Origin of the sequence: Enterobacter cloacae complex sp. IR5418 (assembly GCF_049238105.1) — a bacterium.
In the GTDB taxonomy this organism is placed as follows: Bacteria; Pseudomonadota; Gammaproteobacteria; order Enterobacterales; family Enterobacteriaceae; genus Enterobacter; species Enterobacter hormaechei.
The window spans coordinates 1-26306 of the sequence record NZ_JBMKHS010000041.1 but is presented as its reverse complement, the minus strand read 5'-3'; the positions used below and the strand labels follow the sequence as shown (position 1 = coordinate 26306).

46 protein-coding genes and 1 pseudogene are annotated in these 26306 nt (G+C 50.6%); 7 read left to right on the top strand and 40 right to left on the bottom strand.

Annotated elements, in window-relative coordinates; all coding sequences use genetic code 11:
- Nucleotides 1–319 precede the first annotated feature (319 nt).
- Nucleotides 320–874 carry a gamma carbonic anhydrase family protein gene (locus ACOTX7_RS21175; protein ID WP_221256536.1) on the top strand — a complete coding sequence of 185 codons (555 nt, stop codon included), beginning with the start codon at nucleotides 320–322 and terminating at the stop codon, nucleotides 872–874.
- Here ACOTX7_RS21175 and ACOTX7_RS21170 read toward each other — a convergent pair.
- From ACOTX7_RS21170 to dprA, 6 genes are read right to left on the bottom strand one after another with little or no spacing between them, the layout of a single operon-like run.
- Nucleotides 850–1098, bottom strand: a complete 249-nt coding sequence (locus tag ACOTX7_RS21170) for a DUF1488 domain-containing protein (RefSeq protein ID WP_006812183.1) — start codon at nucleotides 1096–1098, stop codon at nucleotides 850–852. The genes ACOTX7_RS21175 and ACOTX7_RS21170 overlap by 25 nt on opposite strands.
- Complete coding sequence (gene aroE, locus ACOTX7_RS21165) at nucleotides 1095–1913, bottom strand: shikimate dehydrogenase (RefSeq protein WP_221256537.1); 819 nt, start codon at nucleotides 1911–1913, stop codon at nucleotides 1095–1097. The genes ACOTX7_RS21170 and aroE overlap by 4 nt, the downstream gene beginning before the upstream one ends.
- Nucleotides 1914–1917: 4 nt before the next feature.
- Complete coding sequence (gene tsaC, locus ACOTX7_RS21160; RefSeq protein ID WP_221256538.1) at nucleotides 1918–2490, bottom strand: L-threonylcarbamoyladenylate synthase type 1 TsaC; 573 nt, start codon at nucleotides 2488–2490, stop codon at nucleotides 1918–1920.
- Nucleotides 2483–3037, bottom strand: coding sequence for a type I DNA topoisomerase (locus ACOTX7_RS21155; protein WP_221256539.1), 555 nt, complete (start codon nucleotides 3035–3037; stop codon nucleotides 2483–2485). The genes tsaC and ACOTX7_RS21155 overlap by 8 nt, the downstream gene beginning before the upstream one ends.
- 26 nt (nucleotides 3038–3063) lie before the next feature.
- Entirely contained in the window at nucleotides 3064–3537 is a 474-nt protein-coding gene (smg, locus tag ACOTX7_RS21150) for a DUF494 family protein Smg (protein WP_000460665.1), read from the bottom strand.
- Entirely contained in the window at nucleotides 3509–4633 is a 1125-nt protein-coding gene (dprA, locus tag ACOTX7_RS21145; RefSeq protein ID WP_205923014.1) for a DNA-protecting protein DprA, read from the bottom strand. Before dprA ends, smg begins: the two co-directional genes overlap by 29 nt.
- 127 nt (nucleotides 4634–4760) lie before the next feature.
- Between dprA and def the strand changes: the two genes are divergently transcribed.
- The 5 genes from def (at nucleotide 4761) to mscL (ending at nucleotide 9538) form a co-directional block, all read left to right on the top strand.
- Entirely contained in the window at nucleotides 4761–5270 is a 510-nt protein-coding gene (gene def, locus ACOTX7_RS21140) for a peptide deformylase (protein ID WP_006812188.1), read from the top strand.
- A 22-nt stretch (nucleotides 5271–5292) separates the two neighbouring features.
- Nucleotides 5293–6240 carry a methionyl-tRNA formyltransferase gene (fmt, locus tag ACOTX7_RS21135; protein WP_205925144.1) on the top strand — a complete coding sequence of 316 codons (948 nt, stop codon included), beginning with the start codon at nucleotides 5293–5295 and terminating at the stop codon, nucleotides 6238–6240.
- Nucleotides 6241–6292: 52 nt separating this feature from the next.
- Complete coding sequence (gene rsmB, locus ACOTX7_RS21130; RefSeq protein ID WP_006812190.1) at nucleotides 6293–7579, top strand: 16S rRNA (cytosine(967)-C(5))-methyltransferase RsmB; 1287 nt, start codon at nucleotides 6293–6295, stop codon at nucleotides 7577–7579.
- 22 nt (nucleotides 7580–7601) lie between these two features.
- Nucleotides 7602–8978 carry a Trk system potassium transporter TrkA gene (gene trkA / locus ACOTX7_RS21125; protein WP_221256540.1) on the top strand — a complete coding sequence of 459 codons (1377 nt, stop codon included), beginning with the start codon at nucleotides 7602–7604 and terminating at the stop codon, nucleotides 8976–8978.
- A 146-nt stretch (nucleotides 8979–9124) separates the two neighbouring features.
- Nucleotides 9125–9538 carry a large-conductance mechanosensitive channel protein MscL gene (gene mscL / locus ACOTX7_RS21120; protein ID WP_003863335.1) on the top strand — a complete coding sequence of 138 codons (414 nt, stop codon included), beginning with the start codon at nucleotides 9125–9127 and terminating at the stop codon, nucleotides 9536–9538.
- On the opposite strand, the gene ACOTX7_RS21115 is transcribed toward mscL, so the two are convergent.
- From ACOTX7_RS21115 to rpsJ, 31 genes are all read right to left on the bottom strand, one after another.
- The gene (locus ACOTX7_RS21115) at nucleotides 9539–9754 is read right to left on the bottom strand and encodes an alternative ribosome-rescue factor A (protein WP_017383729.1); all 216 of its coding nucleotides are present in this window, start codon (nucleotides 9752–9754) and stop codon (nucleotides 9539–9541) included.
- Nucleotides 9755–9811: 57 nt separating this feature from the next.
- Entirely contained in the window at nucleotides 9812–10237 is a 426-nt protein-coding gene (zntR, locus tag ACOTX7_RS21110) for a Zn(2+)-responsive transcriptional regulator (protein WP_221256541.1), read from the bottom strand.
- Nucleotides 10238–10239: 2 nt separating this feature from the next.
- A complete protein-coding gene (locus ACOTX7_RS21105; protein WP_221256542.1) occupies nucleotides 10240–10608 on the bottom strand; it encodes a DUF1992 domain-containing protein in 369 nt (122 codons plus the stop codon).
- A gap of 106 nt (nucleotides 10609–10714) precedes the next feature.
- Nucleotides 10715–11098: a 50S ribosomal protein L17 gene (rplQ, locus tag ACOTX7_RS21100; protein WP_001216368.1), complete on the bottom strand. Its 384-nt coding sequence runs from the start codon at nucleotides 11096–11098 to the stop codon at nucleotides 10715–10717.
- 40 nt (nucleotides 11099–11138) lie between these two features.
- Entirely contained in the window at nucleotides 11139–12128 is a 990-nt protein-coding gene (locus tag ACOTX7_RS21095) for a DNA-directed RNA polymerase subunit alpha (RefSeq protein WP_002919219.1), read from the bottom strand.
- A gap of 25 nt (nucleotides 12129–12153) precedes the next feature.
- Nucleotides 12154–12774: a 30S ribosomal protein S4 gene (gene rpsD, locus ACOTX7_RS21090; protein ID WP_003863314.1), complete on the bottom strand. Its 621-nt coding sequence runs from the start codon at nucleotides 12772–12774 to the stop codon at nucleotides 12154–12156.
- A gap of 32 nt (nucleotides 12775–12806) precedes the next feature.
- Nucleotides 12807–13196, bottom strand: coding sequence for a 30S ribosomal protein S11 (gene rpsK, locus ACOTX7_RS21085; RefSeq protein WP_003863312.1), 390 nt, complete (start codon nucleotides 13194–13196; stop codon nucleotides 12807–12809).
- Nucleotides 13197–13212: 16 nt separating this feature from the next.
- The gene (gene rpsM, locus ACOTX7_RS21080; protein WP_003863308.1) at nucleotides 13213–13569 is read right to left on the bottom strand and encodes a 30S ribosomal protein S13; all 357 of its coding nucleotides are present in this window, start codon (nucleotides 13567–13569) and stop codon (nucleotides 13213–13215) included.
- A gap of 146 nt (nucleotides 13570–13715) precedes the next feature.
- Complete coding sequence (gene rpmJ, locus ACOTX7_RS21075; protein ID WP_000868187.1) at nucleotides 13716–13832, bottom strand: 50S ribosomal protein L36; 117 nt, start codon at nucleotides 13830–13832, stop codon at nucleotides 13716–13718.
- A gap of 31 nt (nucleotides 13833–13863) precedes the next feature.
- Nucleotides 13864–15195 carry a preprotein translocase subunit SecY gene (gene secY / locus ACOTX7_RS21070; RefSeq protein ID WP_003863305.1) on the bottom strand — a complete coding sequence of 444 codons (1332 nt, stop codon included), beginning with the start codon at nucleotides 15193–15195 and terminating at the stop codon, nucleotides 13864–13866.
- A gap of 7 nt (nucleotides 15196–15202) precedes the next feature.
- Nucleotides 15203–15637 carry a 50S ribosomal protein L15 gene (rplO, locus tag ACOTX7_RS21065; protein ID WP_049023216.1) on the bottom strand — a complete coding sequence of 145 codons (435 nt, stop codon included), beginning with the start codon at nucleotides 15635–15637 and terminating at the stop codon, nucleotides 15203–15205.
- A 3-nt stretch (nucleotides 15638–15640) separates the two neighbouring features.
- Nucleotides 15641–15820 carry a 50S ribosomal protein L30 gene (rpmD, locus tag ACOTX7_RS21060; protein ID WP_003863301.1) on the bottom strand — a complete coding sequence of 60 codons (180 nt, stop codon included), beginning with the start codon at nucleotides 15818–15820 and terminating at the stop codon, nucleotides 15641–15643.
- Nucleotides 15821–15826: 6 nt separating this feature from the next.
- Nucleotides 15827–16327 (bottom strand): 30S ribosomal protein S5, encoded by a 501-nt coding sequence (rpsE, locus tag ACOTX7_RS21055; RefSeq protein ID WP_003863299.1) that lies wholly within the window; start codon nucleotides 16325–16327, stop codon nucleotides 15827–15829.
- 14 nt (nucleotides 16328–16341) lie between these two features.
- Nucleotides 16342–16695: a 50S ribosomal protein L18 gene (rplR, locus tag ACOTX7_RS21050; protein WP_003863297.1), complete on the bottom strand. Its 354-nt coding sequence runs from the start codon at nucleotides 16693–16695 to the stop codon at nucleotides 16342–16344.
- A gap of 9 nt (nucleotides 16696–16704) precedes the next feature.
- Nucleotides 16705–17238, bottom strand: a complete 534-nt coding sequence (gene rplF, locus ACOTX7_RS21045; RefSeq protein WP_003863296.1) for a 50S ribosomal protein L6 — start codon at nucleotides 17236–17238, stop codon at nucleotides 16705–16707.
- Between the two features lie 12 nt (nucleotides 17239–17250).
- Entirely contained in the window at nucleotides 17251–17643 is a 393-nt protein-coding gene (gene rpsH / locus ACOTX7_RS21040; RefSeq protein WP_006178918.1) for a 30S ribosomal protein S8, read from the bottom strand.
- Between the two features lie 30 nt (nucleotides 17644–17673).
- Nucleotides 17674–17979 (bottom strand): 30S ribosomal protein S14, encoded by a 306-nt coding sequence (gene rpsN, locus ACOTX7_RS21035; RefSeq protein ID WP_003863291.1) that lies wholly within the window; start codon nucleotides 17977–17979, stop codon nucleotides 17674–17676.
- Between the two features lie 14 nt (nucleotides 17980–17993).
- A complete protein-coding gene (rplE, locus tag ACOTX7_RS21030; RefSeq protein ID WP_003863290.1) occupies nucleotides 17994–18533 on the bottom strand; it encodes a 50S ribosomal protein L5 in 540 nt (179 codons plus the stop codon).
- Between the two features lie 14 nt (nucleotides 18534–18547).
- Nucleotides 18548–18862, bottom strand: a complete 315-nt coding sequence (rplX, locus tag ACOTX7_RS21025) for a 50S ribosomal protein L24 (protein ID WP_003863287.1) — start codon at nucleotides 18860–18862, stop codon at nucleotides 18548–18550.
- A 10-nt stretch (nucleotides 18863–18872) separates the two neighbouring features.
- Nucleotides 18873–19244, bottom strand: a complete 372-nt coding sequence (gene rplN / locus ACOTX7_RS21020; protein WP_002919748.1) for a 50S ribosomal protein L14 — start codon at nucleotides 19242–19244, stop codon at nucleotides 18873–18875.
- A gap of 166 nt (nucleotides 19245–19410) precedes the next feature.
- Nucleotides 19411–19665, bottom strand: coding sequence for a 30S ribosomal protein S17 (gene rpsQ, locus ACOTX7_RS21015; RefSeq protein ID WP_002438707.1), 255 nt, complete (start codon nucleotides 19663–19665; stop codon nucleotides 19411–19413).
- The gene (rpmC, locus tag ACOTX7_RS21010; protein ID WP_003863282.1) at nucleotides 19665–19856 is read right to left on the bottom strand and encodes a 50S ribosomal protein L29; all 192 of its coding nucleotides are present in this window, start codon (nucleotides 19854–19856) and stop codon (nucleotides 19665–19667) included. Before rpmC ends, rpsQ begins: the two co-directional genes overlap by 1 nt.
- The gene (gene rplP, locus ACOTX7_RS21005) at nucleotides 19856–20266 is read right to left on the bottom strand and encodes a 50S ribosomal protein L16 (RefSeq protein WP_002919759.1); all 411 of its coding nucleotides are present in this window, start codon (nucleotides 20264–20266) and stop codon (nucleotides 19856–19858) included. The genes rpmC and rplP overlap by 1 nt, the downstream gene beginning before the upstream one ends.
- 12 nt (nucleotides 20267–20278) lie before the next feature.
- Entirely contained in the window at nucleotides 20279–20980 is a 702-nt protein-coding gene (gene rpsC, locus ACOTX7_RS21000; protein ID WP_000529945.1) for a 30S ribosomal protein S3, read from the bottom strand.
- 17 nt (nucleotides 20981–20997) lie between these two features.
- A complete protein-coding gene (gene rplV, locus ACOTX7_RS20995; RefSeq protein WP_002919773.1) occupies nucleotides 20998–21330 on the bottom strand; it encodes a 50S ribosomal protein L22 in 333 nt (110 codons plus the stop codon).
- A gap of 14 nt (nucleotides 21331–21344) precedes the next feature.
- Nucleotides 21345–21623 (bottom strand): 30S ribosomal protein S19, encoded by a 279-nt coding sequence (gene rpsS, locus ACOTX7_RS20990; RefSeq protein WP_001138117.1) that lies wholly within the window; start codon nucleotides 21621–21623, stop codon nucleotides 21345–21347.
- 16 nt (nucleotides 21624–21639) lie between these two features.
- Nucleotides 21640–22461: a 50S ribosomal protein L2 gene (gene rplB / locus ACOTX7_RS20985; RefSeq protein WP_000301859.1), complete on the bottom strand. Its 822-nt coding sequence runs from the start codon at nucleotides 22459–22461 to the stop codon at nucleotides 21640–21642.
- 17 nt (nucleotides 22462–22478) lie between these two features.
- Nucleotides 22479–22781 carry a 50S ribosomal protein L23 gene (rplW, locus tag ACOTX7_RS20980; RefSeq protein ID WP_000617546.1) on the bottom strand — a complete coding sequence of 101 codons (303 nt, stop codon included), beginning with the start codon at nucleotides 22779–22781 and terminating at the stop codon, nucleotides 22479–22481.
- Nucleotides 22778–23383, bottom strand: coding sequence for a 50S ribosomal protein L4 (rplD, locus tag ACOTX7_RS20975; protein WP_000424395.1), 606 nt, complete (start codon nucleotides 23381–23383; stop codon nucleotides 22778–22780). Before rplD ends, rplW begins: the two co-directional genes overlap by 4 nt.
- 10 nt (nucleotides 23384–23393) lie before the next feature.
- A complete protein-coding gene (gene rplC / locus ACOTX7_RS20970; protein ID WP_003863274.1) occupies nucleotides 23394–24023 on the bottom strand; it encodes a 50S ribosomal protein L3 in 630 nt (209 codons plus the stop codon).
- 32 nt (nucleotides 24024–24055) lie between these two features.
- Nucleotides 24056–24367 (bottom strand): 30S ribosomal protein S10, encoded by a 312-nt coding sequence (rpsJ, locus tag ACOTX7_RS20965; RefSeq protein WP_001181005.1) that lies wholly within the window; start codon nucleotides 24365–24367, stop codon nucleotides 24056–24058.
- A gap of 380 nt (nucleotides 24368–24747) precedes the next feature.
- On the opposite strand from rpsJ, the gene ACOTX7_RS20960 reads away from it, so the two are divergent.
- The gene (locus tag ACOTX7_RS20960; RefSeq protein WP_214592433.1) at nucleotides 24748–25221 is read left to right on the top strand and encodes a prepilin peptidase; all 474 of its coding nucleotides are present in this window, start codon (nucleotides 24748–24750) and stop codon (nucleotides 25219–25221) included.
- Here the strand turns inward: ACOTX7_RS20960 and bfr are convergent.
- The 3 genes and pseudogenes from bfr to tuf all read right to left on the bottom strand — a co-directional run.
- Entirely contained in the window at nucleotides 25205–25681 is a 477-nt protein-coding gene (bfr, locus tag ACOTX7_RS20955) for a bacterioferritin (protein WP_003863270.1), read from the bottom strand. The two genes, ACOTX7_RS20960 and bfr, sit on opposite strands and share 17 nt — an antisense overlap.
- 72 nt (nucleotides 25682–25753) lie before the next feature.
- Nucleotides 25754–25948 (bottom strand): bacterioferritin-associated ferredoxin, encoded by a 195-nt coding sequence (bfd, locus tag ACOTX7_RS20950; protein WP_003863268.1) that lies wholly within the window; start codon nucleotides 25946–25948, stop codon nucleotides 25754–25756.
- A 178-nt stretch (nucleotides 25949–26126) separates the two neighbouring features.
- A pseudogene (gene tuf, locus ACOTX7_RS20945) lies at nucleotides 26127–26306 on the bottom strand (elongation factor Tu); the annotation flags it as partial.

Here is a 26306-nt window from a genome sequence, read left to right as displayed (position 1 = left end):
GCTTCAGCGCTCTGTCGCGAGGTGGCGTATATTACGCTTTCCTCTTTCAGAGTCAACCCTGATTTTCAGGATTTTTTCTCTTCAACCGACCGGGCTGTCTGTGAAGTGATTCACATCCGCCGTGTCGATGGAGGCGCATTATAGGGATCCCAGTTTTTAGCACAAGTATTTTTTAGATCTTTTTTTCCAACTGATGATTTTCCGTGCTTTTCGCTGAAAACCCACCCGATCCGCGCAAAAATTGACGCATTTTGCCTTGCCTCGCTCCAGGAATACGATCAAAGTCTTCTTTATAGCGCTCATCTGTATCGAGGTAGATATGTTTGCAGAATTACGTCCTTATAAAGATCTGTTCCCCCAAAAAGGCGATCGCGTGATGATCGATGCCAGCAGCGTAGTCATTGGCGATGTCCGAATGGCCGATGATGTCAGCATCTGGCCACTCGTCGCGATTAGGGGCGATGTGAACTACGTTGCAATCGGTGCTCGCACCAATATTCAGGACGGCAGCGTGCTGCATGTGACTCATAAATCATCTTATAACCCTGAGGGCAATCCGCTCATCATTGGGGAAGATGTTACTGTCGGTCATAAAGTGATGCTCCACGGCTGCACGATCGGTAACAGGGTTCTCGTTGGGATGGGATCGATTTTGCTGGATGGCGTCACAGTAGAAGATGACGTAATGATTGGCGCAGGAAGCCTTGTTCCGCAAAACAAACGCCTGGAAAGTGGCTATCTCTATTTAGGCAGCCCGGTTAAACAGATCCGCCCCTTAAAAGAGGCGGAGATCGAAGGATTGAAATACTCAGCGAACAACTACGTTAAATGGAAGAATGATTATCTGGATCAGGATAACCAGACCCAGCCCTGATCGTCTTCCTGCTGATCGCGGATCAAATCGCTGGCTTCCTCTTCCAGATCCCAGCGATTTTCGCAAAAGACCGCTAACGGATCTGAACCACCAAAGCGCTGGAGCAGCGTTTCCCGTTTAATCGCACAGGTTAACTGCATTCCATGCACCAGCACCGGGAAACAAACCGCTTGCTTGTTCTCATCCCAGATTTCTCTGTCGGGAAAATGAATCGCCTGATTCACGCCGTCAGTTCCTGTTTCAGTTTTTCGATCACCGGTTCTACAGAGGGTAACACGCCATGCCAGAGTAACACCGCATGAGCCGCCTGCCCCACCAGCATGCCCAGACCATCAGCCAGATGTTTTGCCCCCTGCTGTTCGCACCAGGTCAGGAATGGCGTCTTCCCTTTTTGGTAAAACATGTCATAGGCGAAGATATGGGAATGAATCAGGGAGGCAGGAATCGCCGGGATTTCTCCATTAATTCCGCTGGAGGTGGCATTAATCACAAGGTCAAACTCGTGACCCGCGAGATCGTCAAGTGCAACCGCAGTTACGCTACCTGTATGTGCGAACAACGCCGCCAACTCTTCTGCTCTGGAGAAAGTACGGTTGGTGATTGTCACCGCACAATCCAGCGAAAGAAGAGGAAGCAATACGCCGCGCGACGCGCCACCCGCACCGATCAGCAGGATCCGAAAGCTAGGTTTAATAAACGACAGTCGCTCCAGATCGCTGAGTAAACCAATACCATCGGTGTTATCGCCCAGAAGGCGACCATCTTCAAGCCGCTTAAGTGTATTGACGGCACCAGCGAGCGACGCACGCTCGGTCAGTTCATCCGCATACCCAAAAGCCTCTTCTTTAAAAGGCACCGTGACGTTCGCACCTTTACCACCCGCATCAAAAAAGCTATTCAGCGTCGGTATAAAAGCATCAACAGGCGCCAGGATCCGACCATACGGGTGCTCTATCAGCAATTGCTCTGCAAACAGCTGATGGATCAGAGGCGACTTGCTGTGCGCGATCGGGTTACCAAAAACAGCATAGGTTTCCATAACATTATCCCTGGCGAAAACGTTCGCCGGTCAAAGCATCGCGAATTTCTGACGGGTTAATACGCCCCCCGGTTTCACCCACGGCTACCGGAAAATCATTTCCGAACTGCGCCAGAACTTCTTCGGTTGTCCGACAAGGGGGAAGCCCGGTCAGGTTGGCGCTGGTTGAAACCAGGGGTTTACCAAATGCCTGGCATAACTCCACCACCAGCGGATGGTCGGTGACACGTACCGCGAGTGAATCGAAACGCCCGGTTAACCAGCGCGGCGTTGTCGGTTGTGCCGGGAAAACAAACGTCACGGGACCAGGCCACGCAGAGAAAATGGTTTCCCGCTGTGCAGGAGTCAGCATGGAATCATCAATATAAGGCTTAAGCTGCTCGTAGCTCGCAGCAATCAAAATCAATCCTTTTTCGACAGGTCGCTGTTTTAGCGCCAACAAACGGTTAACGGCGACTTCGCTGTCAGGATCGCACCCGACCCCGAAAACAGCTTCTGTTGGATAGGCGATGACTTCTTCTTTTTTCAGGATTTCCACCGCCTGCGCGATGGAGCCTGATGGCAGGTTATTATTCACTGATTTGATCCGCCGAAACCGGCTTTCCACATTGTTTACTGGCGCAAAAGCGTTTCAAGCCTTGCGCGGTTTTCTTTTCTATAAGTAACGGATAATCGCAATGAGGGCAGACGCCCGCTACTGGCTTGAAATTGATAACGAACTGGCATTCTGGATAGCGATCGCACGAATGGAAGGTCTTGCCATAACGAGAGCGCCGCTGCACCAGTTGACCACGCTGGCACTGAGGGCAGGCAATTGCCGTTTCATCTGGCTTATCAATTTGTTCCGTATGCTCACATTCCGGATAGCGGCTGCATCCGATAAACATCCCGAAACGTCCCTGACGCAGTGCCAGTTCACCGCCACAGCGGGGACAAAGCTGTCCCTCCAGAATTTTGACGATATGTCCGTCCGCCTGGCTTTTCAGGGGACGGACATAATCACATTCCGGATAGTGTGAACAACCGAGAAACGGACCGTGTTTCCCGGACCGAATGACAAGTTCAGCCCCACACTGTGGGCAGGGCTCGTTTTTATGCACCGTAAAGAGTGCTGATTTGGCCATAACAACTCTTGTTGCTGCACATAGAATTAATGCAGCATACCTTCATTCACTTCAAAGAGTAATTCTTCCATTTGCTGATAGGCATTTTCACAGCCCGGAATGTTGAACAGAACCATCAGGATCACCCATTTCAGATCCTCCAGTTCAAACTCAGCAGTATCCAGCGCCATGACGCGCTCTATCACCATCTCTCTCGTTTCGAGGTTTAGCACCTGAATCTGCTCGAGGAATAAAATGAATCCCCGGCAGCTGGCATCCAGCCTTTCACACTCTTCAGCTGTATAGATGCGCACTGACAATGGGTCAGAAGCAAGCTGCATCGGTTCGGCGAGGCCGTCCTGATAATCAGCCAACTTATCCAGCCACATCAACGCATTATAGATATCTTCCCGCTCAAAACCTGCGTCGGTCAGATCCCGTGTTAATTTGTCCTGATCCACCTGCATTTCTGCTTCGTTGTGGATGTAAGTCTCAAACAAATACATCAGTACGTCGAACATGGCATGCCCTCCTTAATCGGACATAGCCGCCGGGTACAGCTGCGATCCACCCTGCTAACTCCAGTTCGAGTAGCTGTGCTACCGTTACTGGCACAGGTTGGCCGGCACGTTCAGCGACAACGTCAACAGGTGTTACCTCATCTCCTACGTTAGCCAGGAGCTTGGGAAATGGCAATGCTACTGCCTCCTGATCCGATGAAATATGTCGCTTTTGGCGATCATCCTGCAACCAATGCAATCCATACTGCAAATTTTCCAGGATATCCTCTTTACAGGTCACCAGTGTCGCCCCCTGTTTTATCAGCCAGTGAGGACCTTCGCAGCCGGGGTTCCCCAACGGGCCGGGCAGCGCAAAAACTTCACGCCCCTGCTCCAGCGCGCACCTTGCGGTAACCAGCGATCCACTCCGAATGGCAGCTTCAACCACCAGCACGCCCTGGCTTAATCCGCTGATGATCCGGTTACGCCGTGGAAAGTTACCCGGTCTGGGCGGTGATGAGAGTGAAAACTCAGACACTATCGCTCCCTCTGAAGCGATAAGTTGCTCAGCCAGAATGTGATGACGACGCGGGTAGATACTAAAAAGACCATTGCCAAGCACAGCAACGCTTCGCCCTTTTGCTGACAGCGCCGCATGATGAGCCACACCATCGATGCCGCAAGCCAGGCCACTGGTGATCGTAAAGCCACATTGTGACAGCTGTTCACTCAGCATTTTCCCCCAACGCTCGCCGTACCACGAGGGCGCGCGGCTGCCCACAACCGCAAGCTGCATGCTATTAAGTACGTCAACGCGGCCTCGCACAAATAGCGCCCCGGGAAAATCAGGAATAGTACGCAATAATGGTGGAAAGCGAGGATCATCAGCCGTGATTAGATGATTGTCCGTGTGTTCCAGCCATTCCAGACTACGTTCAAGCTCACTCTCACGGAATGAGAAAAACTTTACGGCATGTTTGGCCGAAAGACCTGCCTCTTTGACAGCTTCAGCATCGACGGTCGCCTGGCGAAGCAACCGCTGAGCGGTGTCCAGCATCGCATCACCGTATAACGATCCGATGTTTATAAGCCGTAACCATATCTCTGTGGACGTCATCCTTTTCCCTGCCATAAGCAGCCTCAGCAATCTTTGCGATTGGTCACTGATGCTGTCAATCGACCGGGGATTTGTCTAGAATAGAAGTAATATTCTTATCAACTCCTGAACACGACTCTGGAAATTTATGGCAGTTTTGCAAGTGTTACATATTCCTGACGAGCGCCTTCGCATCGTCGCGGAACCGGTTAAAGAAGTGAATGCAGAAATTCAGCGTATCGTCGATGATATGTTCGATACCATGTACGCTGAAGAAGGCATTGGCCTTGCCGCGACCCAGGTAGACATTCACAAACGTATTATTGTTATCGACGTTTCTGAAAATCGCGATGAGCGTCTGGTACTGATCAACCCTGAGCTGCTGGAAAAAAGTGGCGAAACGGGTATTGAGGAAGGCTGTCTGTCTATCCCTGAACAGCGCGCTTTGGTGCCACGTGCCGAAAAAGTTAAAATCCGTGCACTGGATCGTGACGGCAATCCGTTTGAGCTGGAAGCCGACGATCTGCTGGCAATCTGCATTCAGCATGAGATGGATCACCTGGTCGGTAAACTGTTTATCGATTACCTCTCACCGCTGAAGCAACAGCGTATTCGTCAGAAAGTTGAGAAACTGGATCGTTTGCGTTCTCGCGCTTAACGCCCCGGATACAAGGAATAACGTGTCTACATCACTACGTATAATCTTCGCGGGTACCCCTGATTTTGCAGCGCGTCATCTTGACGCGCTGTTATCGTCTGGTCATCAAATTGTTGGCGTATTTACTCAGCCGGACCGTCCGGCTGGCCGCGGTAAAAAACTGATGCCAGGCCCGGTTAAAGTGCTGGCAGAAACGCATGGTTTACCGGTATTCCAGCCTGCGTCTTTGCGACCTCAGGAAAACCAGCAGTTAGTGGCAGACCTGAACGCCGACGTGATGGTAGTTGTGGCTTACGGCCTCATTCTGCCGAAAGCGGTACTCGATATGCCCCGCCTGGGCTGCATTAATGTCCATGGTTCCTTGCTCCCACGCTGGCGTGGTGCTGCCCCTATTCAGCGCGCTCTGTGGGCAGGCGATGCTGAAACTGGCGTGACAATCATGAAGATGGACGTAGGTTTAGACACGGGCGACATGCTGTATAAACTGTCGTGCCCCATTACCGCAGAAGATACCAGCGCCACGCTGTATGACAAGCTGGCGGATCTCGGCCCGCAGGGGCTGATCGAAACGTTGCAACAGCTTGCTGACAATACAGCGAAACCCGAAGTTCAGGATGAAGCGCACGTGACCTATGCTGAAAAATTGAGTAAAGAAGAAGCCCGGATCGACTGGTCTCTGTCCGCAGCTCAACTCGAACGCTGCATCCGCGCCTTTAACCCATGGCCAATGAGCTGGTTGATGATTGACGAGCAGCCAGTGAAAGTCTGGAAAGCTTCAGTTATTAACGGCAATACATCGGCAGAGCCCGGTACGATTATCGACGCCAGCAAAAACGGTATCCAGGTTGCGACCGGAGAAGGGATTTTGAATCTTGAATCGCTGCAACCGGCCGGTAAAAAGGCGATGAGCGCGCAGGATCTATTAAATTCCCGTCGTGAATGGTTCACCCCTGGCAATCGCCTTGCCTGAACAAATTTACTCTTAAGGCCCGGTGTTTCCGGGCATTTTTATTTTTACGGTTATGAAAAGACAAAATCTACGCACTATGGCGGCTCAGGCCGTTGAGCAGGTTATCGAGCAGGGCCAGTCATTGAGTAATGTCCTGCCTCCACTGCAACAAAAGGTTTCCGATAAAGACAAAGCCCTGCTTCAGGAGCTGTGCTTTGGCGTGCTGCGCACCCTCTCTCAGCTTGAGTGGTTAATTAACAAGCTGATGTCACGCCCGATGAGCGGCAAGCAGCGTACCGTGCATTATTTGATCATGGTCGGTTTCTACCAGCTTCTTCATACCCGCATTCCACCTCATGCTGCACTGGCTGAAACAGTGGAAGGTGCCGTAGCGATTAAACGTCCTCAGCTGAAAGGGTTGATCAACGGCGTACTTCGTCAGTTCCAGCGTCAGCAGGACGAACTGCTGGCAGAATTTGCGCAAAGCGAAGCGCGCTTCCTGCACCCTGAATGGCTGCTGAATCGCCTTAAAAAAGCCTACCCACAGCAATGGAAAGACATTGCTGACGCCAATAACCAGCGTCCACCGATGTGGGTACGCGTCAATCGTAATCATCATACACGCGACGCATGGCTGGCCCTGCTGGAAGAGGCAGGAATGGGCGGCTTCACACATGCTGCTTATCCTGATGCGGTTCGTTTAGCCTCCGCGGCACCAGTACATGCTTTACCCGGCTTTGAAGAAGGCTGGGTAACGGTACAGGATGCATCCGCTCAGGGCTGCATGACCTGGCTTGAACCGAAGGACGGGGAGCAGATCCTCGATCTCTGTGCCGCGCCAGGGGGTAAAACAACGCACATTCTGGAAGTGGCACCGCGGGCCAACGTGATGGCCGTGGATGTTGATGAGCAGCGCCTTTCACGCGTCTATGACAACCTTAAGCGTCTGGGTATGAAAGCACAGGTTAAGCAAGGCGATGGCCGCACACCCGCAGACTGGTGTGGTGATACCCGGTTCGATCGTATTTTGCTGGACGCCCCCTGCTCTGCAACCGGCGTGATTCGCCGTCATCCCGATATCAAATGGCTGCGTCGCGATCGTGATATCAAGGAGCTTGCCCAGTTGCAATCCGAAATTCTGGATGCCATCTGGCCGCATCTCAAACCCGGCGGAACCCTGGTGTATGCAACCTGCTCTGTTCTCCCGGAAGAGAACAGTCAGCAAATTGCGGCTTTCCTGAAACGCACCCCGGACGCTACGCTGCACGATACGGGGACGCCTGAGCACCCGGGTCTGCAAAACCTGCCGGGCGCTGAAGAGGGTGATGGCTTCTTTTACGCTAAGCTAATCAAAAAGTGATGTTGAGAACAGGTCACGAAAGATGAAAATTATCATTCTGGGTGCAGGGCAAGTTGGCGGAACGCTGGCGGAAAATCTCGTGGGCGAAAACAACGATATCACCATTGTGGATACCAATGGCGATCGCCTGCGCGTTTTGCAGGACAAGTTTGATCTTCGTGTTGTGCAGGGGCACGGCTCTCATCCCCGAGTGCTTCGGGAGGCGGGCGCGGACGATGCCGACATGCTGGTTGCAGTAACCAGTTCTGATGAAACCAACATGGTTGCATGTCAGGTGGCCTACTCGCTGTTCAACACCCCAAACCGCATCGCCCGCATTCGCTCCCCGGACTATGTCCGGGATGCGGAGAAGCTGTTTAATTCCGAAGCGGTACCCATCGACCATCTTATTGCGCCAGAACAGCTGGTTATCGACAGTATTTATCGTCTGATTGAGTATCCGGGCGCGTTGCAGGTTGTGAACTTTGCTGAAGGAAAAGTAAGCCTGGCGGTTGTGAAGGCTTATTACGGCGGCCCGCTGATTGGTAATGCCCTGTCGACAATGCGCGAGCATATGCCACATATCGATACGCGTGTTGCGGCGATATTCCGTCACGACAGGCCTATTCGTCCACAAGGTTCTACTATTGTCGAAGCCGGGGATGAAGTCTTCTTCATTGCGGCTTCCCAGCATATCCGCGCGGTGATGAGTGAACTTCAGCGTCTCGAAAAACCGTATAAACGTATTATGCTGGTCGGCGGTGGTAATATTGGTGCAGGCCTGGCGAGACGACTGGAAAAAGACTACAGCGTGAAGCTGATCGAACGAGATCAGCAGCGCGCGTCGGAGCTGGCTGAAAAACTACAGAACACCATTGTGTTCTATGGGGATGCTTCGGATCAGGAATTACTGGCCGAAGAGCATATCGATCAGGTCGATCTTTTTATTGCCGTCACCAACGACGACGAAGCGAATATTATGTCCGCTATGCTCGCTAAGCGTATGGGCGCAAAAAAAGTGATGGTGCTTATCCAGCGTAAGGCTTATGTCGACCTGGTACAGGGAAGCGTAATTGATATTGCTATTTCACCCCAGCAAGCCACCATCTCTGCCCTGCTAAGCCACGTGCGTAAAGCGGATATTGTCGGCGTGTCATCTCTTCGTCGTGGAGTTGCTGAAGCCATTGAAGCCGTCGCTCACGGGGATGAAACGACGTCACGCGTTGTGGGTCGCGTGATCGATGAAATTAAACTTCCACCAGGCACCATTATCGGCGCCGTAGTGCGAGGTAATGATGTTATGATCGCCAATGATAATTTACGTATCGAGCAGGGTGACCACGTTATTATGTTCCTGACCGATAAAAAATTTATTACCGACGTCGAGCGTTTATTCCAGCCAAGCCCGTTCTTCCTGTAATGATTTGGGTGCTCAGACGAGAGCACCCAAATATTAACCTTCTAATTTTCATGCCTTTTATTTTTCATAACGATTATTTATCCCCAATGGCAATTAGCTAATCATTTGTTAAACTTATAGGCGTCAGCTAGCACAAGGAGAACATAATGAGTTTTATTAAAGAATTTCGCGAATTTGCGATGCGCGGGAATGTAGTGGATTTGGCTGTGGGTGTCATTATTGGTGCGGCGTTCGGTAAGATCGTTTCATCATTAGTTGCCGACATTATTATGCCGCCGTTAGGACTGTTGATCGGAGGCATTGATTTCAAACAATTCGCCTTCACCCTTCGGGAAGCTCAGGGTGATATCCCTGCGGTTGTAATGCACTATGGCGTATTCATTCAGAACGTATTTGATTTCGTGATTGTGGCATTTGCCATTTTCATGGCGATCAAACTCATCAACAGACTTAACCGTAAAAAAGAAGAACCGGCTGCTGCCCCGCCAGCACCAACTAAAGAAGAAGTCTTACTGACTGAAATTCGCGATCTGTTAAAAGAGCAGAATAATCGCGTTTAATCAGGCGACAGATACAGAAAGGCCAGTGGTAAAAAAGCGATTAGCTTGCTTGCCACTGGCCTCCCAGTTACCCCGTTGTGCATGTTTACCTTTACGCAAATAACTTCCTTTTCCTTTTTTGTTCTTCTCAACACGCTGTCTGAAAAGTGGATCGTGAAGCAATGCCTCAATGGCGTTATCCTTAATTTGTCCTTTAGTATGCTGATAGCGGCTCATCATTTCTCCTGAGCATAGTTAATGTCGGCGGGAGTCTAGTCCCTGGCTGATAAAAAATCAACAGCCCTGAGTTTCACTACTGGCGCCCTGTTCAAGTGCTTCCAGTATTGAGCAATAAACGCTGCTATGAGCGGTACCACAGCACGCGTCATTTAACCTTTGCAGAGATCGCTGCATGGACTGAAGCTCATGAATTCGCGCTTCAACTTCATCCAGCCGGGCCTGAACGATGCTTTTAGATTCCTGACACGTATGGTGTTCAGGATCGATACGGATCGACAGTAGTTCACGGATCGACTCCAGCGTGAAGCCGAGCTGCCGGGCATAGCGGATAAAACGCAGACGTTGCAGGTCGTTATCCGTATAAAGGCGAAATCCGCCTTCCGTTCTGACCTCATGATCGATCATCTGCTGCTTTTCGTAGTAGCGGATAGTATCCGGCGTTACGTTAGCAAGTTTCGCAAGTTCACCTATGCGGTACATGGCTACTCCTCGTTTATTTTTTGCATTAACCTTTCACTATACTCACCATGCAAAAAGTCAGTATTCATTCCCGTCTGGCGAAGTTTTAGTTCGATGAGTGCTAACCGACGACTGATTTCAGAGAACCGCGGGTCGTCCTTATGAATACCTTTAAGCAGATCGGCAAGCTCTACGGCTTCATTACGTTGCTGAAGTTCAGGGGGTAAACATCCTGCGTTTTTCAGTAATCGATAACCGGCCCGTAATTCAGGTGGAACATGTGAATCATCGTCCAGCATCAGCGGCTCACCGCTACCGGGAAGATTATCGAACTCACCTTTGTTTTGGGCATCACAAATATGGCGTTCAGCCCACTGATCGAGCAACCACATAATGAACTCCAGGAGTGAGCAGAAAAGATACAGTCATTGTAGATAAGTGGAGATTCTGCGGATATAAAAAAACCCGCCGAGGCGGGTTTTTTTACGTTACTACAGATTACTCTGCAGCAGCTTCTGCTTTCTCTGAACGATCAACCAGCTCGATGTAAGCCATCGGCGCGTTGTCGCCTGCACGGAAGCCACACTTCAGAATGCGAGTGTAACCACCGGCACGGCTCGCGAAACGCGGGCCCAGTTCGTTAAACAGTTTTGCCACGATCTCGTTATCACGAGTACGGGCGAATGCCAGACGACGATTAGCAACGCTGTCAGTCTTGGCAAGAGTAATCAGCGGCTCAACTACGCGACGCAGCTCTTTCGCTTTAGGCAGGGTCGTCTTGATGATTTCATGACGAACCAGTGAACCTGCCATGTTGCGGAACATAGCCTGGCGATGGCTGCTGTTGCGGTTCAGTTGACGACCACTCTTACGATGGCGCATGACCTTATCCTTCTCAGTAAAACCTTAACCTGTGATCCGGTTACTCGTCAGCAATGCTTGCCGGTGGCCAGTTTTCCAGGCGCATGCCCAGAGACAGACCACGTGAAGCCAGCACGTCTTTAATCTCGGTAAGAGATTTTTTACCCAGGTTCGGCGTTTTCAGCAACTCAACCTCGGTACGCTGTACCAGATCACCGATATAGTGGATAGCTTCTGCCTTGAGGCAGTTAGCAGAGCGGACAGTCAATTCCAGATCGTCAACAGGGCGCAGCAGGATCGGATCGAATTCTGGTTTCTCTTCTTTCACTTCCGGCTGACGTACATCACGTAAGTCAACGAAAGCTTCCAGTTGTTCTGCCAGGATGGTTGCCGCACGACGAATCGCCTCTTCAGGATCGATTGTGCCATTGGTTTCCATTTCGATGACCAGCTTGTCCAGGTCGGTACGCTGTTCTACACGCGCTGCTTCAACATTGTAGGCAATACGCTCTACAGGGCTGTAGCATGCGTCGACCAGCAGACGGCCGATTGGGCGCTCATCTTCTTCCGAATGAATTCGGGCAGAAGCCGGCACATAACCACGACCGCGCTGAACTTTGATACGCATGCTAATAGCTGCGTTCTCATCGGTCAGGTGGCAGATCACGTGCTGCGGCTTGACGATTTCAACATCACCGTCGTGGGTGATGTCGGCTGCAGTCACAGGGCCAATGCCAGATTTATTCAGAGTAAGAATAACTTCATCTTTACCCTGAACTCTCACCGCCAGCCCTTTCAGGTTGAGCAGGATTTCAAGGATATCTTCCTGAACGCCTTCTTTGGTGCTGTACTCATGAAGTACACCATCAATCTCAACCTCGGTCACCGCGCAACCCGGCATCGATGAGAGCAGAATACGGCGCAGTGCGTTACCCAGAGTATGGCCAAAGCCACGCTCTAAAGGCTCAAGGGTCACCTTGGCGTGCGTCGAACTCACTTGCTCGATATCTACCAGGCGCGGTTTTAGAAACTCTGTCACAGAACCCTGCATTGTGTCCTCTCTTTGGTACTAAGCTTTACTTGGAGTAAAGCTCGACGATCAGGTGTTCGTTAATGTCCGCAGACAGATCAGAACGTTCTGGCTGACGCTTGAACGTACCTTCCATCTTGCCAGCATCAACTTCCAGCCAGGTTGGCTTTTCACGCTGCTCAGCCAGCTCCAGAGCGGCTTTCACGCGAGATTGCTTTTTCGCTTTCTCACGAATGCTAACAACGTCATTCGCTTTAACCTGATAAGAAGCGATGTTAACAACACGACCGTTTACCATGATTGCTTTATGGCTAACCAGCTGGCGTGATTCAGCACGAGTCGCGCCGAAGCCCATACGGTATACAACGTTGTCCAGACGACCTTCCAGCAGAGCCAGCAGGTTTTCACCTGTGTTGCCTTTCAGACGTGCTGCTTCTTTATAGTAGTTACGGAACTGACGCTCCAGCACACCGTAGATACGGCGAACTTTTTGCTTTTCACGCAACTGCACACCATAGTCAGACAGACGCGGTTTACGCGCACCGTGCTGGCCAGGAGCTTGTTCAATTTTACACTTGGTATCGATCGCGCGAACGCCAGACTTAAGGAATAAGTCTGTGCCCTCACGACGGCTCAGCTTGAGCTTAGGACCCAAATATCTTGCCATTTTCTATCTCCAACTAACCTAAAAAACGAGCGTTATACGCGACGTTTTTTCGGCGGACGACAACCGTTATGAGGGATCGGAGTCACATCAGTAATATTCGTGATGCGGAAACCAGCGGCGTTCAGAGCGCGAACAGTAGATTCACGACCCGGACCCGGACCTTTAACCATAACTTCCAGATTCTTGATGCCGTATTCTTTTACGGCTTCAGCGCAACGCTCTGCTGCAACCTGAGCTGCGAACGGAGTGGATTTGCGAGAACCACGGAAACCGGAACCACCGGCTGTTGCCCAACCCAATGCGTTACCCTGACGATCAGTAATAGTAACGATGGTGTTGTTGAAAGAAGCATGGATATGAGCCACGCCGTCAGAGACTTGTTTTCTTACACGTTTACGTGCACGAACTGGTGCCTTTGCCATTATTCAATCACCCCGATTATTTCTTGATCGGTTTGCGCGGACCCTTACGGGTACGTGCGTTGGTCTTAGTACGCTGACCGCGCACTGGCAGACCACGACGATGACGCAAACCGCGATAGCAACCAAGATCCATCAGGCGCTTGATGCTCATGCTGATTTCACGGCGCAGATCACCTTCAACGACAAATTTGGCAACTTCGTCACGCAGCGTGTCGATTTGTTCTTCAGACAGCTCACTGATCTTAACATCTTCAGCGATACCCGCTGCAGCCAGAATGGCTTTAGAACGGGTCTTGCCGACGCCGTAGATCGAAGTTAATGCGATCACAGCATGTTTCTGATCAGGAATGTTAATGCCTGCTATACGGGCCACTATGCACTCCTACTATTTAATATGTACGCACCATGCTGAAAAGCCCGTTTTCAGGATACTCAAATGGAAACGTACAGACATACAAAAGATTGGCTGGCTAATCTAGCCAGCTCAACCCAACTTTGCAAGAAAAATATGCGAAATAATCAGCCTTGGCGCTGTTTATGCTTCGGCTCGGCACTGCAAATCACACGGATGACACCATCACGCTTAACGATTTTGCAGTTACGGCATAATTTCTTGACGGAAGCACGAACTTTCATTTTTACTCTCCGTAACTTCTCAGGCGACCAGTTAGCGGCCGTAGCCTTTCAGGTTCGCCTTCTTCAATGCAGACTCATACTGACTGGACATCATCAGAGTTTGCACTTGAGCCATAAAGTCCATAATCACGACAACAACGATAAGCAGTGAGGTCCCACCGAAGTAGAACGGTACTTTCATTGCATCACGCATGAACTCCGGGATCAGGCAGATAAAAGTAATATAAAGCGCACCAACCAAAGTCAGGCGAGTCATTACTTTATCGATATACTTCGCCGTTTGCTCTCCCGGACGAATTCCTGGTACAAATGCACCGGACTTCTTCAGGTTATCTGCTGTTTCACGCGGGTTGAAGACCAACGCCGTGTAGAAGAAACAGAAGAAGATGATCGCAGACGCATAGAGTAACACATAAAGTGGTTGCCCAGGCTGCAAATACAGCGAAATTGTTGTCAGCCAGTTCCAACCAGTACCGCCCCCGAACCATGACGCGATGGTTGCCGGGAACAGAATAATACTGGAAGCGAAGATAGCCGGGATAACCCCCGCCATATTCACTTTCAGCGGTAAATGTGTGCTCTGTGCAGCATAGACACGACGACCTTGCTGACGTTTAGCGTAGTTCACCACAATACGGCGTTGACCACGTTCAACGAAGACAACAAAGAACGTCACTGCAAATACTAATACTGCAACCAACAGCAACAGGAGGAAGTGCAGGTCGCCTTGACGCGCTTGCTCGATAGTATGGGCGATGGCCGGCGGGAGTCCCGCAACGATACCGGCGAAGATAATGATTGAGATACCGTTACCGATACCTCGTTCAGTAATCTGTTCGCCGAGCCACATCAGGAACATGGTCCCTGTGACCAGACTAACAACAGCGGTGAAATAGAATGCAAAGCCTGGGTTTAATACCAGGCCCTGCATACCAGGCATATTCGGAAGACCGGTAGCAATACCGATCGACTGGAATATTGCCAGCACCAGAGTGCCGTAACGGGTGTACTGGCTAATCTTACGACGTCCAGACTCCCCTTCTTTCTTCAGCTCTGCCAGGGCCGGATGAACGACCGTCAGCAGCTGGATAATAATCGATGCCGAAATGTACGGCATAATACCCAGTGCGAAAATAGAAGCACGGCTGAGAGCACCACCAGAGAACATGTTAAACATTTCAATGATGGTGCCTCGCTGTTGCTCAAGCAGTTTGGCAAGTACAGCGGCATCAATACCAGGGATCGGAATAAAAGAGCCAATACGGAACACAATCAGCGCGCCGATTACAAACAGCAGTCTGCGTTTCAGCTCGCCAAATCCACCTTTGGCACTTTGAAAATCTAATCCCGGTTGCTTAGCCATCTGCTACTTATTCCTCAATTTTACCGCCAGCAGCTTCGATAGCAGCACGAGCACCTTTAGTAACACGCAGGCCACGAACAGTTATCGGAGTAGAAACTTCACCAGCCAGGATCACTTTCGCGAACTCGATCTGGATACCGATAATGTTAGCCGCTTTCAGCGTGTTCAGGTCTACAACGCCGCCTTCAACTTTCGCCAAGTCAGACAGACGGATTTCCGCTGTGATCGCTGCTTTGCGAGAGGTGAAGCCGAACTTCGGCAGACGACGGTACAGTGGCATCTGGCCACCCTCGAAACCGCGACGTACGCCACCGCCAGAACGAGAGTTCTGACCTTTGTGACCACGACCACCGGTTTTGCCGAGGCCAGAACCGATACCACGACCCAGGCGTTTACCCGCCTTTTTAGAGCCTTCGGCCGGAGACAGAGTATTTAAACGCATCTCTTACTCCTCAACTTTAACCATGAAGTAAACCGCGTTGACCATACCACGAACAGCAGGAGTATCCTCGCGCTCAACGGTATGACCAATACGACGCAGACCCAGGCCAAGCAGCGTTGCCTTGTGTTTCGGCAGACGACCGATTGCACTGCGGGTTTGAGTGATTTTAATAGTCTTTGCCATGGTCAATTACCCCAGAATTTCTTCAACGGATTTACCACGCTTGGCAGCGACCATTTCTGGAGAATTCATATTTTCCAGGCCATCAATAGTTGCACGAACCACGTTGATCGGGTTGGTGGAACCATATGCTTTAGCCAGAACGTTATGAACTCCAGCAACTTCCAGAACGGCGCGCATTGCACCACCGGCGATGATACCGGTACCTTCGGAAGCTGGCTGCATGAATACACGAGAACCCGTGTGAACACCTTTAACTGGGTGTTGCAGGGTACCGTTGTTCAGCGCGACGTTAATCATATTGCGACGGGCTTTTTCCATCGCTTTCTGGATCGCTGCTGGAACTTCACGCGCTTTACCGTAACCAAAACCAACGCGACCGTTACCATCACCCACTACAGTCAGAGCTGTGAAGGAGAAAATACGACCACCTTTAACGGTTTTAGATACGCGGTTTACCGCGATCAGCTTTTCCTGCAGTTCGCCAGCCTGTTTTTCGATGTGAGCCATCTTACACCTCTACCTTAGAACTGAAGGCCAGCTTCACGGGCAGCATCTGCCAGTGCCTGGACACGACCATGATATTGGAACCCGGAACGGTCAAAGGAAACATTGCTGATGCCTTTTTCCAGAGCGCGTTCTGCGACAGCTTTACCTACAGCTGCTGCGGCGTCTTTGTTACCGGTATACTTCAATTGTTCTGAGATAGCTTTTTCTACAGTAGAAGCAGCTACCAGAACTTCAGAACCGTTCGGTGCAATTACCTGTGCGTAAATATGACGCGGGGTACGATGTACCACCAGGCGAGTTGCACCCAGCTCTTTGAGCTTGCGGCGTGCGCGGGTCGCACGACGGATACGAGCAGATTTCTTATCCATAGTGTTACCTTACTTCTTCTTAGCCTCTTTGGTACGCACGACTTCGTCGGCGTAACGAACACCCTTGCCTTTGTAAGGCTCAGGACGACGGTAGGCGCGCAGATCTGCTGCAACCTGACCGATCAGCTGTTTATCAGCGCCTTTCAGCACGATTTCAGTTTGAGTCGGACATTCTGCAGTGATACCGGCCGGCAGCGGATGCTCAACAGGGTGTGAGAAGCCCAGAGACAGGCCTACTGCATTCCCTTTGATAGCTGCACGATAACCTACACCAACCAGCTGAAGCTTTTTAGTGAAGCCTTCGGTAACACCAACAACCATTGAGTTCAGCAGGGCACGCGCGGTACCAGCCTGAGCCCATCCATCCACGAAACCATCACGTGGACCGAAGGTCAGAGCGTTATCTGCATGTTTAACTTCAACAGCTTTGTTGAGGGTACGAGTCAGCTCGCCGTTTTTACCTTTGATCGTAATAACCTGACCGTCGATTTTTACATCAACGCCGGCAGGAATAACGACCGGTGCTTTAGCAACACGAGACATTCTTTCCTCCGATTAGGCTACGTAGCAGATAATTTCGCCACCAAGACCAGCCTGGCGCGCTGCACGATCAGTCATAACACCTTTAGAGGTAGAAACAACTGCGATACCAAGACCAGCCATTACTTTTGGCAGCTCATCTTTTTTCTTATAGATGCGCAGACCTGGGCGGCTGACACGCTGAATGCTTTCTACAACAGCTTTACCCTGGAAATACTTGAGAGTAAGTTCCAGTTCCGGCTTGGTGTCGCCTTCAACTTTAAAATCTTCGATAAAACCTTCTTCCTTCAGCACGTTGGCAATTGCCACTTTCAGCTTGGCGGAAGGCATGGTGACCGCAACTTTGTTCGCGGCCTGACCGTTACGGATACGGGTCAGCATATCCGCGATCGGATCTTGCATGCTCATCTGTCTTTACTCCCGTGATTCAATTGGTAATTACCAGCTAGCCTTTTTCAAGCCTGGTACTTCACCGCGCATGGCGGCTTCACGCAGTTTGATACGGCTCAACCCAAACTTGCCCACATAACCATGTGGACGACCTGTTTGACGACAGCGGTTACGCTGACGAGACGGGCTGGAATCACGCGGCAGAGACTGCAGCTTGAGAACCGCATTCCAACGATCTTCGTCGGAAGCGTTCACATCAGAAATGATCGCTTTCAGTTCAGCGCGTTTAGCGAAGAATTTATCAGCTAAAGCTACGCGCTTTACTTCGCGTGCTTTCATTGATTGCTTAGCCATTCAGTAACCCTACCTTACTTGCGGAACGGGAAGTCAAAGGCAGCCAGCAGAGCACGGCCTTCTTCGTCAGATTTCGCAGTAGTGGTAATGGTAATATCCAAACCACGCACGCGGTCGACTTTATCGTAGTCGATTTCTGGGAAGATGATCTGCTCACGGACACCCATGCTGTAGTTACCACGACCGTCGAAAGACTTAGCGGACAAGCCACGGAAGTCACGGATACGTGGAACAGCAATAGTGATCAGGCGCTCAAGGAACTCCCACATGCGTTCGCCACGCAGAGTTACTTTACAGCCGATCGGATAGCCCTGACGGATTTTGAAGCCTGCAACAGATTTGCGTGCTTTGGTGATCAGCGGTTTTTGACCGGAGATTGCTGTCAGGTCAGCTGCTGCGTTATCCAGCAGTTTCTTGTCAGCGATCGCTTCACCAACACCCATGTTCAGGGTGATCTTCTCGACCCGAGGGACTTGCATGACAGAATTGTAGTTAAACTCAGTCATGAGTTTGTTAACTACTTCGTCTTTGTAGTAATCATGCAGTTTCGCCATCGTACTACTCCAAATTACTTGATAGTTTCGCTGTTAGACTTGAAGAAACGGACTTTTTTACCGTCTTCGAATCTAAAGCCTACACGGTCAGCCTTACCGGTAGCCGCATTGAAGATTGCAACGTTAGAAACCTGAATAGCAGCTTCTTTTTCAACGATGCCGCCTGGTTGGTTCAGGGCCGGAACCGGCTTCTGATGTTTCTTAACCAGGTTGATACCTTCAACGACGAGTTTGCCGGAAGACAGAACATTTTTTACTTTACCGCGTTTACCTTTATCTTTACCGGTTAACACGATAACTTCGTCATCACGACGGATTTTCGCTGCCATGATTCGCTCCTTAGAGTACTTCTGGTGCCAGAGAGATAATTTTCATGAACTTCTCAGTACGAAGTTCACGAGTTACCGGCCCAAAGATACGCGTGCCGATAGGCTGCTCGCTGTTATTGTTTAAAATAACGCATGCATTACCATCGAAGCGAATGACAGAACCGTCAGGGCGACGAACACCCTTCTTGGTGCGCACCACTACCGCCTTCAGCACATCACCTTTTTTGACCTTACCACGTGGAATTGCTTCCTTGATGGTGATCTTGATGATGTCGCCTACGCCTGCGTAGCGACGGTGCGAGCCACCCAGAACCTTGATACACATTACGCGACGTGCACCGGAGTTGTCGGCGACGTTCAGCATAGTCTGTTCTTGGATCATTTTAGTGCTCCGCTAATGTCAACTACTACCTGAGACTCTAAAATCAGAGCCGTTAAAAAGCCCCATATCGAGGGCGCGGCATTATAACACCGCTTCTGCAATATGGGTAGAAAAAATAAACGGCTCATCGCTGAGCCGTTTATTCGTATTGAGAATGCGTACTCTATTACAGAACCGCTTTCTCTACAACGCGAACCAGCGTCCAGGACTTAGTCTTGGACAGTGGACGGCATTCACGGATTTCAACCTTGTCGCCGATACCACATTCGTTGTTCTCGTCATGTACGTGCAGTTTGGTCGTACGCTTGATGAATTTACCGTAGATCGGGTGTTTCACAAAACGTTCGATAGCTACAACAATGGATTTCTCCATTTTATCGCTAACAACACGACCTTGCAGAGTACGGATTTTATCGGTCATTACGCACCCGCCTTCTGAGTCAGTAAAGTCTTAACGCGCGCAACATTGCGACGCACTTGCTTCAGCAGGTGAGTCTGTTGCAGCTGGCCACTTGCAGCCTGCATACGCAGGTTGAACTGCTCACGCAGCAGGTTCAGCAGCTCAGCGTTCAGCTCTTCAACGCTTTTTTCACGCAGCTCTTTTGCTTTCATTACATCACCGTCTTAGTTACAAAGGTGGTTTTGATAGGCAGTTTCGCTGCTGCCAGGCCGAAGGCTTCACGGGCCAGCTCTTCCGGAACACCGTCCATTTCATAAAGGACTTTGCCCGGTTGGATCAAGGCAACCCAGTACTCCACGTTACCTTTACCTTTACCCATACGAACTTCCAGTGGCTTCTCGGTGATCGGTTTGTCCGGGAATACACGGATCCAGATCTTACCTTGACGCTTAACTGCACGGGTCATTGCACGACGTGCTGCTTCGATCTGACGTGCAGTCAGACGACCACGGCCAACAGCTTTCAGACCGAAAGTGCCGAAGCTAACATCCGTACCCTGCGCCAGACCACGGTTGCGGCCTTTGTGCACTTTACGGAATTTTGTACGCTTTGGTTGTAACATCAGCGACGCTCCTTATTTACGGCCTTTACGCTGCTGCTTTTTAGGTTGAGCAGCCGGTTTTTCCGGTTGTTCAACAGCAGCCATACCACCCAGGATCTCACCTTTGAAGATCCATACCTTAACGCCGATTACACCGTAAGTGGTGTGCGCTTCAGAGGTGTTGTAGTCGATGTCAGCACGCAGAGTGTGCAGCGGTACGCGACCTTCGCGGTACCATTCGGTACGTGCGATTTCCGCGCCGCCCAGACGGCCGCTAACTTCAACTTTGATACCTTTAGCGCCCAGACGCATTGCGTTCTGTACAGCACGCTTCATAGCACGACGGAACATAACACGACGTTCCAGCTGAGAAGTGATGCTGTCAGCAACCAATTTAGCGTCCAGTTCAGGCTTACGAACTTCAGCGATATTGATCTGTGCAGGAACGCCAGCGATATCCGCTACGACCTTGCGCAGTTTTTCTACGTCTTCGCCTTTCTTACCGATAACGATGCCAGGACGAGCAGTGTGAATAGTCACACGGATGCTCTTCGCTGGACGCTCGATAACGATACGAGATACAGACGCTTTAGCCAGTTCCTTAGTCAGGTACTGACGTACTTTAAAATCGCTGTCCAGGTTGTCAGCGAATTCTTTGGTGTTCGCAAACCAGGTAGAGTTCCATGGTTTTACAATACCCAGGCGAATACCATTAGGATGTACTTTCTGACCCATTGCTAGTCTCCAGAGTCTCAGCGATCGGACACAACCACAGTAATGTGGCTGGTGCGCTTCAGGATGCGATCTGCACGACCTTTCGCACGCGGCATAATGCGCTTCATGCTTGGGCCTTCATCTACGAAAATTTTCGCGACTTTCAGATCGTCGATGTCAGCGCCATCGTTGTGTTCAGCGTTAGCAATGGCAGATTCCAGTACTTTCTTGACCAATACCGCAGCTTTCTTGTTGGTATAGGTCAGGATGTCCAGGGCCTGCGACACTTTCTTACCGCGAATCAGGTCAGCAACAAGGCGAACCTTCTGTGCAGAAGAACGAGCATGGCGATGTTGAGCTAAAGTTTCCATCTCTTCCTCCTACCTTATTTCTTCTTCGCTTTTTTATCAGCAGCGTGGCCGCGATAAGTACGAGTCGGTGCGAATTCACCCAGTTTGTGACCAACCATTTCGTCGGTAACAAAGACTGGAACGTGCTGACGACCATTATGGACAGCGATGGTCAAACCGATCATGTTAGGAAAGATCGTTGAACGACGGGACCAAGTGCGCAGGGGCTTCTTGTCTCCGCTTTCCACCGCTTTCTCTACCTTCTTCAGCAAGTGCAGGTCAATAAAAGGACCTTTCTTGAGAGAACGTGGCATGGCTTATCCTCTAAAATTATTTGCTACGGCGACGTACGATAAATTTATCAGTACGCTTGTTGCTGCGGGTCTTCTTACCTTTGGTCTGAACGCCCCACGGAGTTACCGGGTGCTTACCAAAGTTACGACCTTCACCACCACCATGTGGGTGGTCGACTGGGTTCATCGCAGTACCGCGAACGGTAGGACGAACACCACGCCAGCGTGCAGCACCAGCTTTACCCAGAACGCGCAGCATATGCTCAGCATTGCCAACTTCGCCCAGAGTAGCGCGGCAGTCTGCTTCGACTTTACGCATTTCACCAGAACGCAGACGCAGGGTGACATAAGCACCGTCACGCGCAACGATCTGAACGTAAGTACCCGCGGAACGCGCCAGCTGACCGCCTTTACCTGGTTTCATTTCTACGTTATGAACGGTAGAACCAACCGGGATATTGCGCATCGGCAGGGTGTTGCCTGCTTTGATTGCAGCATCAACGCCAGACTGAATCTGGTCGCCAGCTTTCAGGCCTTTAGGGGCCAGGATGTAACGGCGTTCGCCATCTTTGTACAGAACCAGCGCGATGTTCGCGGAACGGTTCGGATCGTACTCAAGACGCTCAACAACTGCTGGGATACCGTCTTTGTTGCGTTTGAAGTCAACAATACGATAAGCCTGCTTGTGGCCACCACCGATGTGACGAGTGGTGATACGGCCATTGTTGTTACGACCACCGGATTTGCTGTTTTTTTCCAGCAACGGAGCAAAAGGTTTGCCCTTGTGCAGCTCAGGGTTAACCACTTTAACTACGTGGCGACGACCCGGAGATGTCGGTTTACATTTAACAACTGCCATTGTATTACTCCTCCGACTTACTCAGCGCCGCCAACGAAGTCCAGGTTCTGGCCTTCTTTAAGGGTGACGTAAGCTTTTTTCCAGTCGCTACGACGACCGATACGCTGTCCGTGACGTTTAACTTTCCCTTTAACTACCAGGGTGTTAACGACTTCGACTTCGACTTCAAACAGTTTCTGCACAGCAGCTTTGATCTCTGCTTTGGTCGCGTCTTTAGCAACTTTGAGAACGATGGTGTTGGTTTTTTCCATCGCAGTAGACGCTTTTTCAGAAACGTGCGGTGCGCGCAGCACCTTCAGCAGACGTTCTTCACGAATCATGCCAGCATCTCCTCAACTTGCTTAACAGCATCAGCAGTCATTACGACTTTGTCGAAGGCGATCAGGCTAACCGGGTCGATACCAGTCGCGTCGCGTACGTCAACCTTGTGCAGGTTACGCGCGGCCAGGAACAGGTTCTCGTCCAGCTCACCGGTGATGATCAGCACATCTTCCAGAGCCATGTCTTTCAGTTTCTGTGCCAGCAGCTTAGTTTTAGGCGCTTCTACAGAGAACTTCTCGACAACGATCAGACGATCCTGACGTACCAGTTCGGACAGGATGCTTTTCAGCGCGCCGCGGTACATCTTTTTGTTAACTTTTTGACTGTGGTCCTGTGGACGCGCAGCGAAGGTCACGCCACCTGAACGCCAGATCGGGCTCTTGATAGAACCTGAACGCGCACGGCCGGTACCTTTCTGGCGCCATGGCTTTTTGCCTGAACCAGTTACTTCAGCACGAGTCTTCTGAGCACGAGTACCCTGACGAGCACCAGCTGCATAAGCAACAACAACCTGGTGAACCAGCGCTTCGTTGAAATCACGACCGAAGGTAGTTTCGGAAACAGTCAGCGCGCTCTGCGCGTCTTTCAATACTAATTCCATTGCTATCCCCTTACGCCTTCACAGCTGGTTTAACGATCAGGTCGCTACCGGTTGCACCCGGGACCGCACCTTTAACCAGCAGCAGGTTGCGCTCAGCGTCAACACGTACTACGTCCAGGCTCTGAACGGTTACACGTTCGTTGCCCAGCTGACCTGCCATTTTCTTGCCTTTGAACACTTTGCCCGGAGTCTGGTTCTGACCGATAGAACCCGGAACGCGGTGAGACAAGGAGTTACCGTGAGTAGCGTCCTGGGTACGGAAGTTCCAGCGCTTAACGGTACCAGCAAAACCTTTACCTTTAGAGGTACCGGTTACGTCAACTTTTTTAACGTCAGCAAACAGCTCAACGCTAATGTCCTGACCTACGGTGAACTCTTCGCCTTCAGCAAGACGGAATTCCCACAGACCACGGCCAGCTTCAACGCCAGCTTTAGCGAAGTGACCCGCTTCTGGTTTGGTTACACGGTTAGCTTTTTTAGCACCAGTGGTAACCTGAATAGCGCGGTAGCCATCGTTAGCCAGATCTTTAACCTGAGTAACGCGGTTTGCTTCAACTTCGATTACGGTTACTGGGATAGAAACGCCATCTTCAGTGAAGATGCGGGTCATACCCACTTTTTTACCGACTAAACCAATCATTGTTTCAACCTCTCAATCGCTCGATGACCTGATTAACCCAGGCTGATCTGCACGTCTACACCGGCAGCCAGATCCAGACGCATCAGAGCATCAACGGTTTTCTCAGTTGGCTCAACGATGTCAACCAGACGCTTGTGAGTGCGGATTTCGTACTGATCACGCGCATCTTTGTTAACGTGCGGAGAGATCAGAACGGTAAAGCGCTCTTTGCGGGTCGGCAGCGGGATCGGACCACGGACTTGCGCACCAGTGCGCTTAGCAGTCTCGACGATTTCCGCGGTTGATTGATCGATCAGACGATGATCAAACGCTTTAAGGCGGATACGGATTCTTTGGTTCTGCATGAGACCAGAGCTCCAATTATTTTATAAACGAAAATGATTACTCCTCAAACCCATTACGATTGATGGGAGAGTGTAACCGTTCTTACGTAGCTCCCCAATTGGGAGCATTGTTGAGTAACAAAGTGAGCTACTCTGGTTCAGATTGAACCCGCCGTCAATTACGACAAGCCCGCGCATTATACGTAAATCTGGGAAAGACGCAAGTGCCGTTTAGAAATTAAGCGCCAAAGACATACTCTGCGTAAGGCCTCGCAATTTTTGATGCAAAGTATCCCTTCTCAACTCTTTGTCTGAAGCCGCTACGCAATGGCTGTTTTTGCATATTGCCGGAGAGATAGATTACGACGAGTATGCGCTCAAATCCTGTTGAGGCGCTCTCTATGTTAATGTCCCTCCCCTTTCTGCTGATCTATTTTGCGTTATCAGCCTTGCTTGTCCGCACCGATATTCGCACGGGGCTTCTTCCCGATAAATTTCTTTGCCCGCTGTTATGGACGGGCCTGCTCTACCAGCTTTGCCTCCATCCTGATTTTTTGCCGAGCGCGGTAGTGGGTGCGATGGCAGGATACGCCGGATTCGCCGTTATCTATTGGGGATATCGGCTCATCTGCCGACGTGAAGGGATGGGATATGGCGACATAAAATATCTGGCGGCGCTGGGGGCATGGCACGGCTGGTGTGTACTGCCATTACTGGCACTAGTGGCCGCGCTGATGGCTCTGCTGTATCTGACTGCTCTCTCGTTGTTCACCCCTGATAGACGGGCATTAAAAAACCCACTGCCTTTTGGGCCATTTCTGGCAGCAGCGGGTTTATGCGTTGGCTGGGAAAGCCTGATTAACTTTCCACTTTGATTTGAGACTGAAGGTAGTTCTGTAGGCCAATTTTGCTAATGAGATCCAGTTCGGTCTCAAGCCAGTCGATGTGCCCTTCTTCATCGGCCAGGATCTGGATCATCATATCGCGGCTGACGTAATCATGTACGCTGTCCGCATAGGCAATGGCTTCACGCAGGTCTTTTGCGCCCTCAAGCTCCAGTCGGAGATCAGAACGCAGCATCTCTTCGACATCTTCTCCGATGCCCAGTTTTCCAAGATCCTGTAGGTTAGGGATGCCTTCAAGGAATAAAATACGCTCAATATATTTATCGGCGTGTTTCATTTCATCAATGGACTCATGGTATTCAACATCGTTGAGGCGAGTCAGTCCCCAGTTTTTGAACATTCTTGCATGGAGAAAATACTGATTGATTGCGACAAGCTCATTTCCCAATAATTTATTGAGATAACTTATGATTTTAACATCACCTTTCATTATATAGTCCCTCCGCTTCCACTCATTGAAGCGTAGATCGGGCTACGGGGATGTCAAAAAAAAGATAGAGGCTTACGCGATCTCTTTGAATTCCGGGATCTGCATCAGTTCGTCCTGCATGATCTCACGCGCTGCACGAACGCATTTACCGCATTGATTTCCCACCGGAACAAACTTGCGAAGCTGCTGGAAAGATTGTGGCTGAAACTGGCGAACGGCCTGACGAATTTTTTTGTCGCTTACACCATTACATAAACAAACGTACATAAAGACTCCCGTTCAAAATATGCGCAAAGTGTAAGTGAGAATGGTTATGATTACAATAGCACAGCCGCTGGAATACGTGGCGGGAGAAGACAAAAAATGCGAATTTTTATGACAACGCCCCAACGGCAGAAAACAAAAAAGGACGCCGAAGCGTCCTTTTTATTTCAGGGATAATTAATTAGCCCAGAACTTTAGCAACAACGCCCGCGCCAACGGTACGGCCGCCTTCACGGATTGCGAAACGCAGACCGTCGTCCATCGCGATTGGGTGGATCAGCGTCACAACCATCTTGATGTTATCGCCTGGCATTACCATCTCTACGCCTTCTGGCAGTTCGATGGTACCGGTCACGTCAGT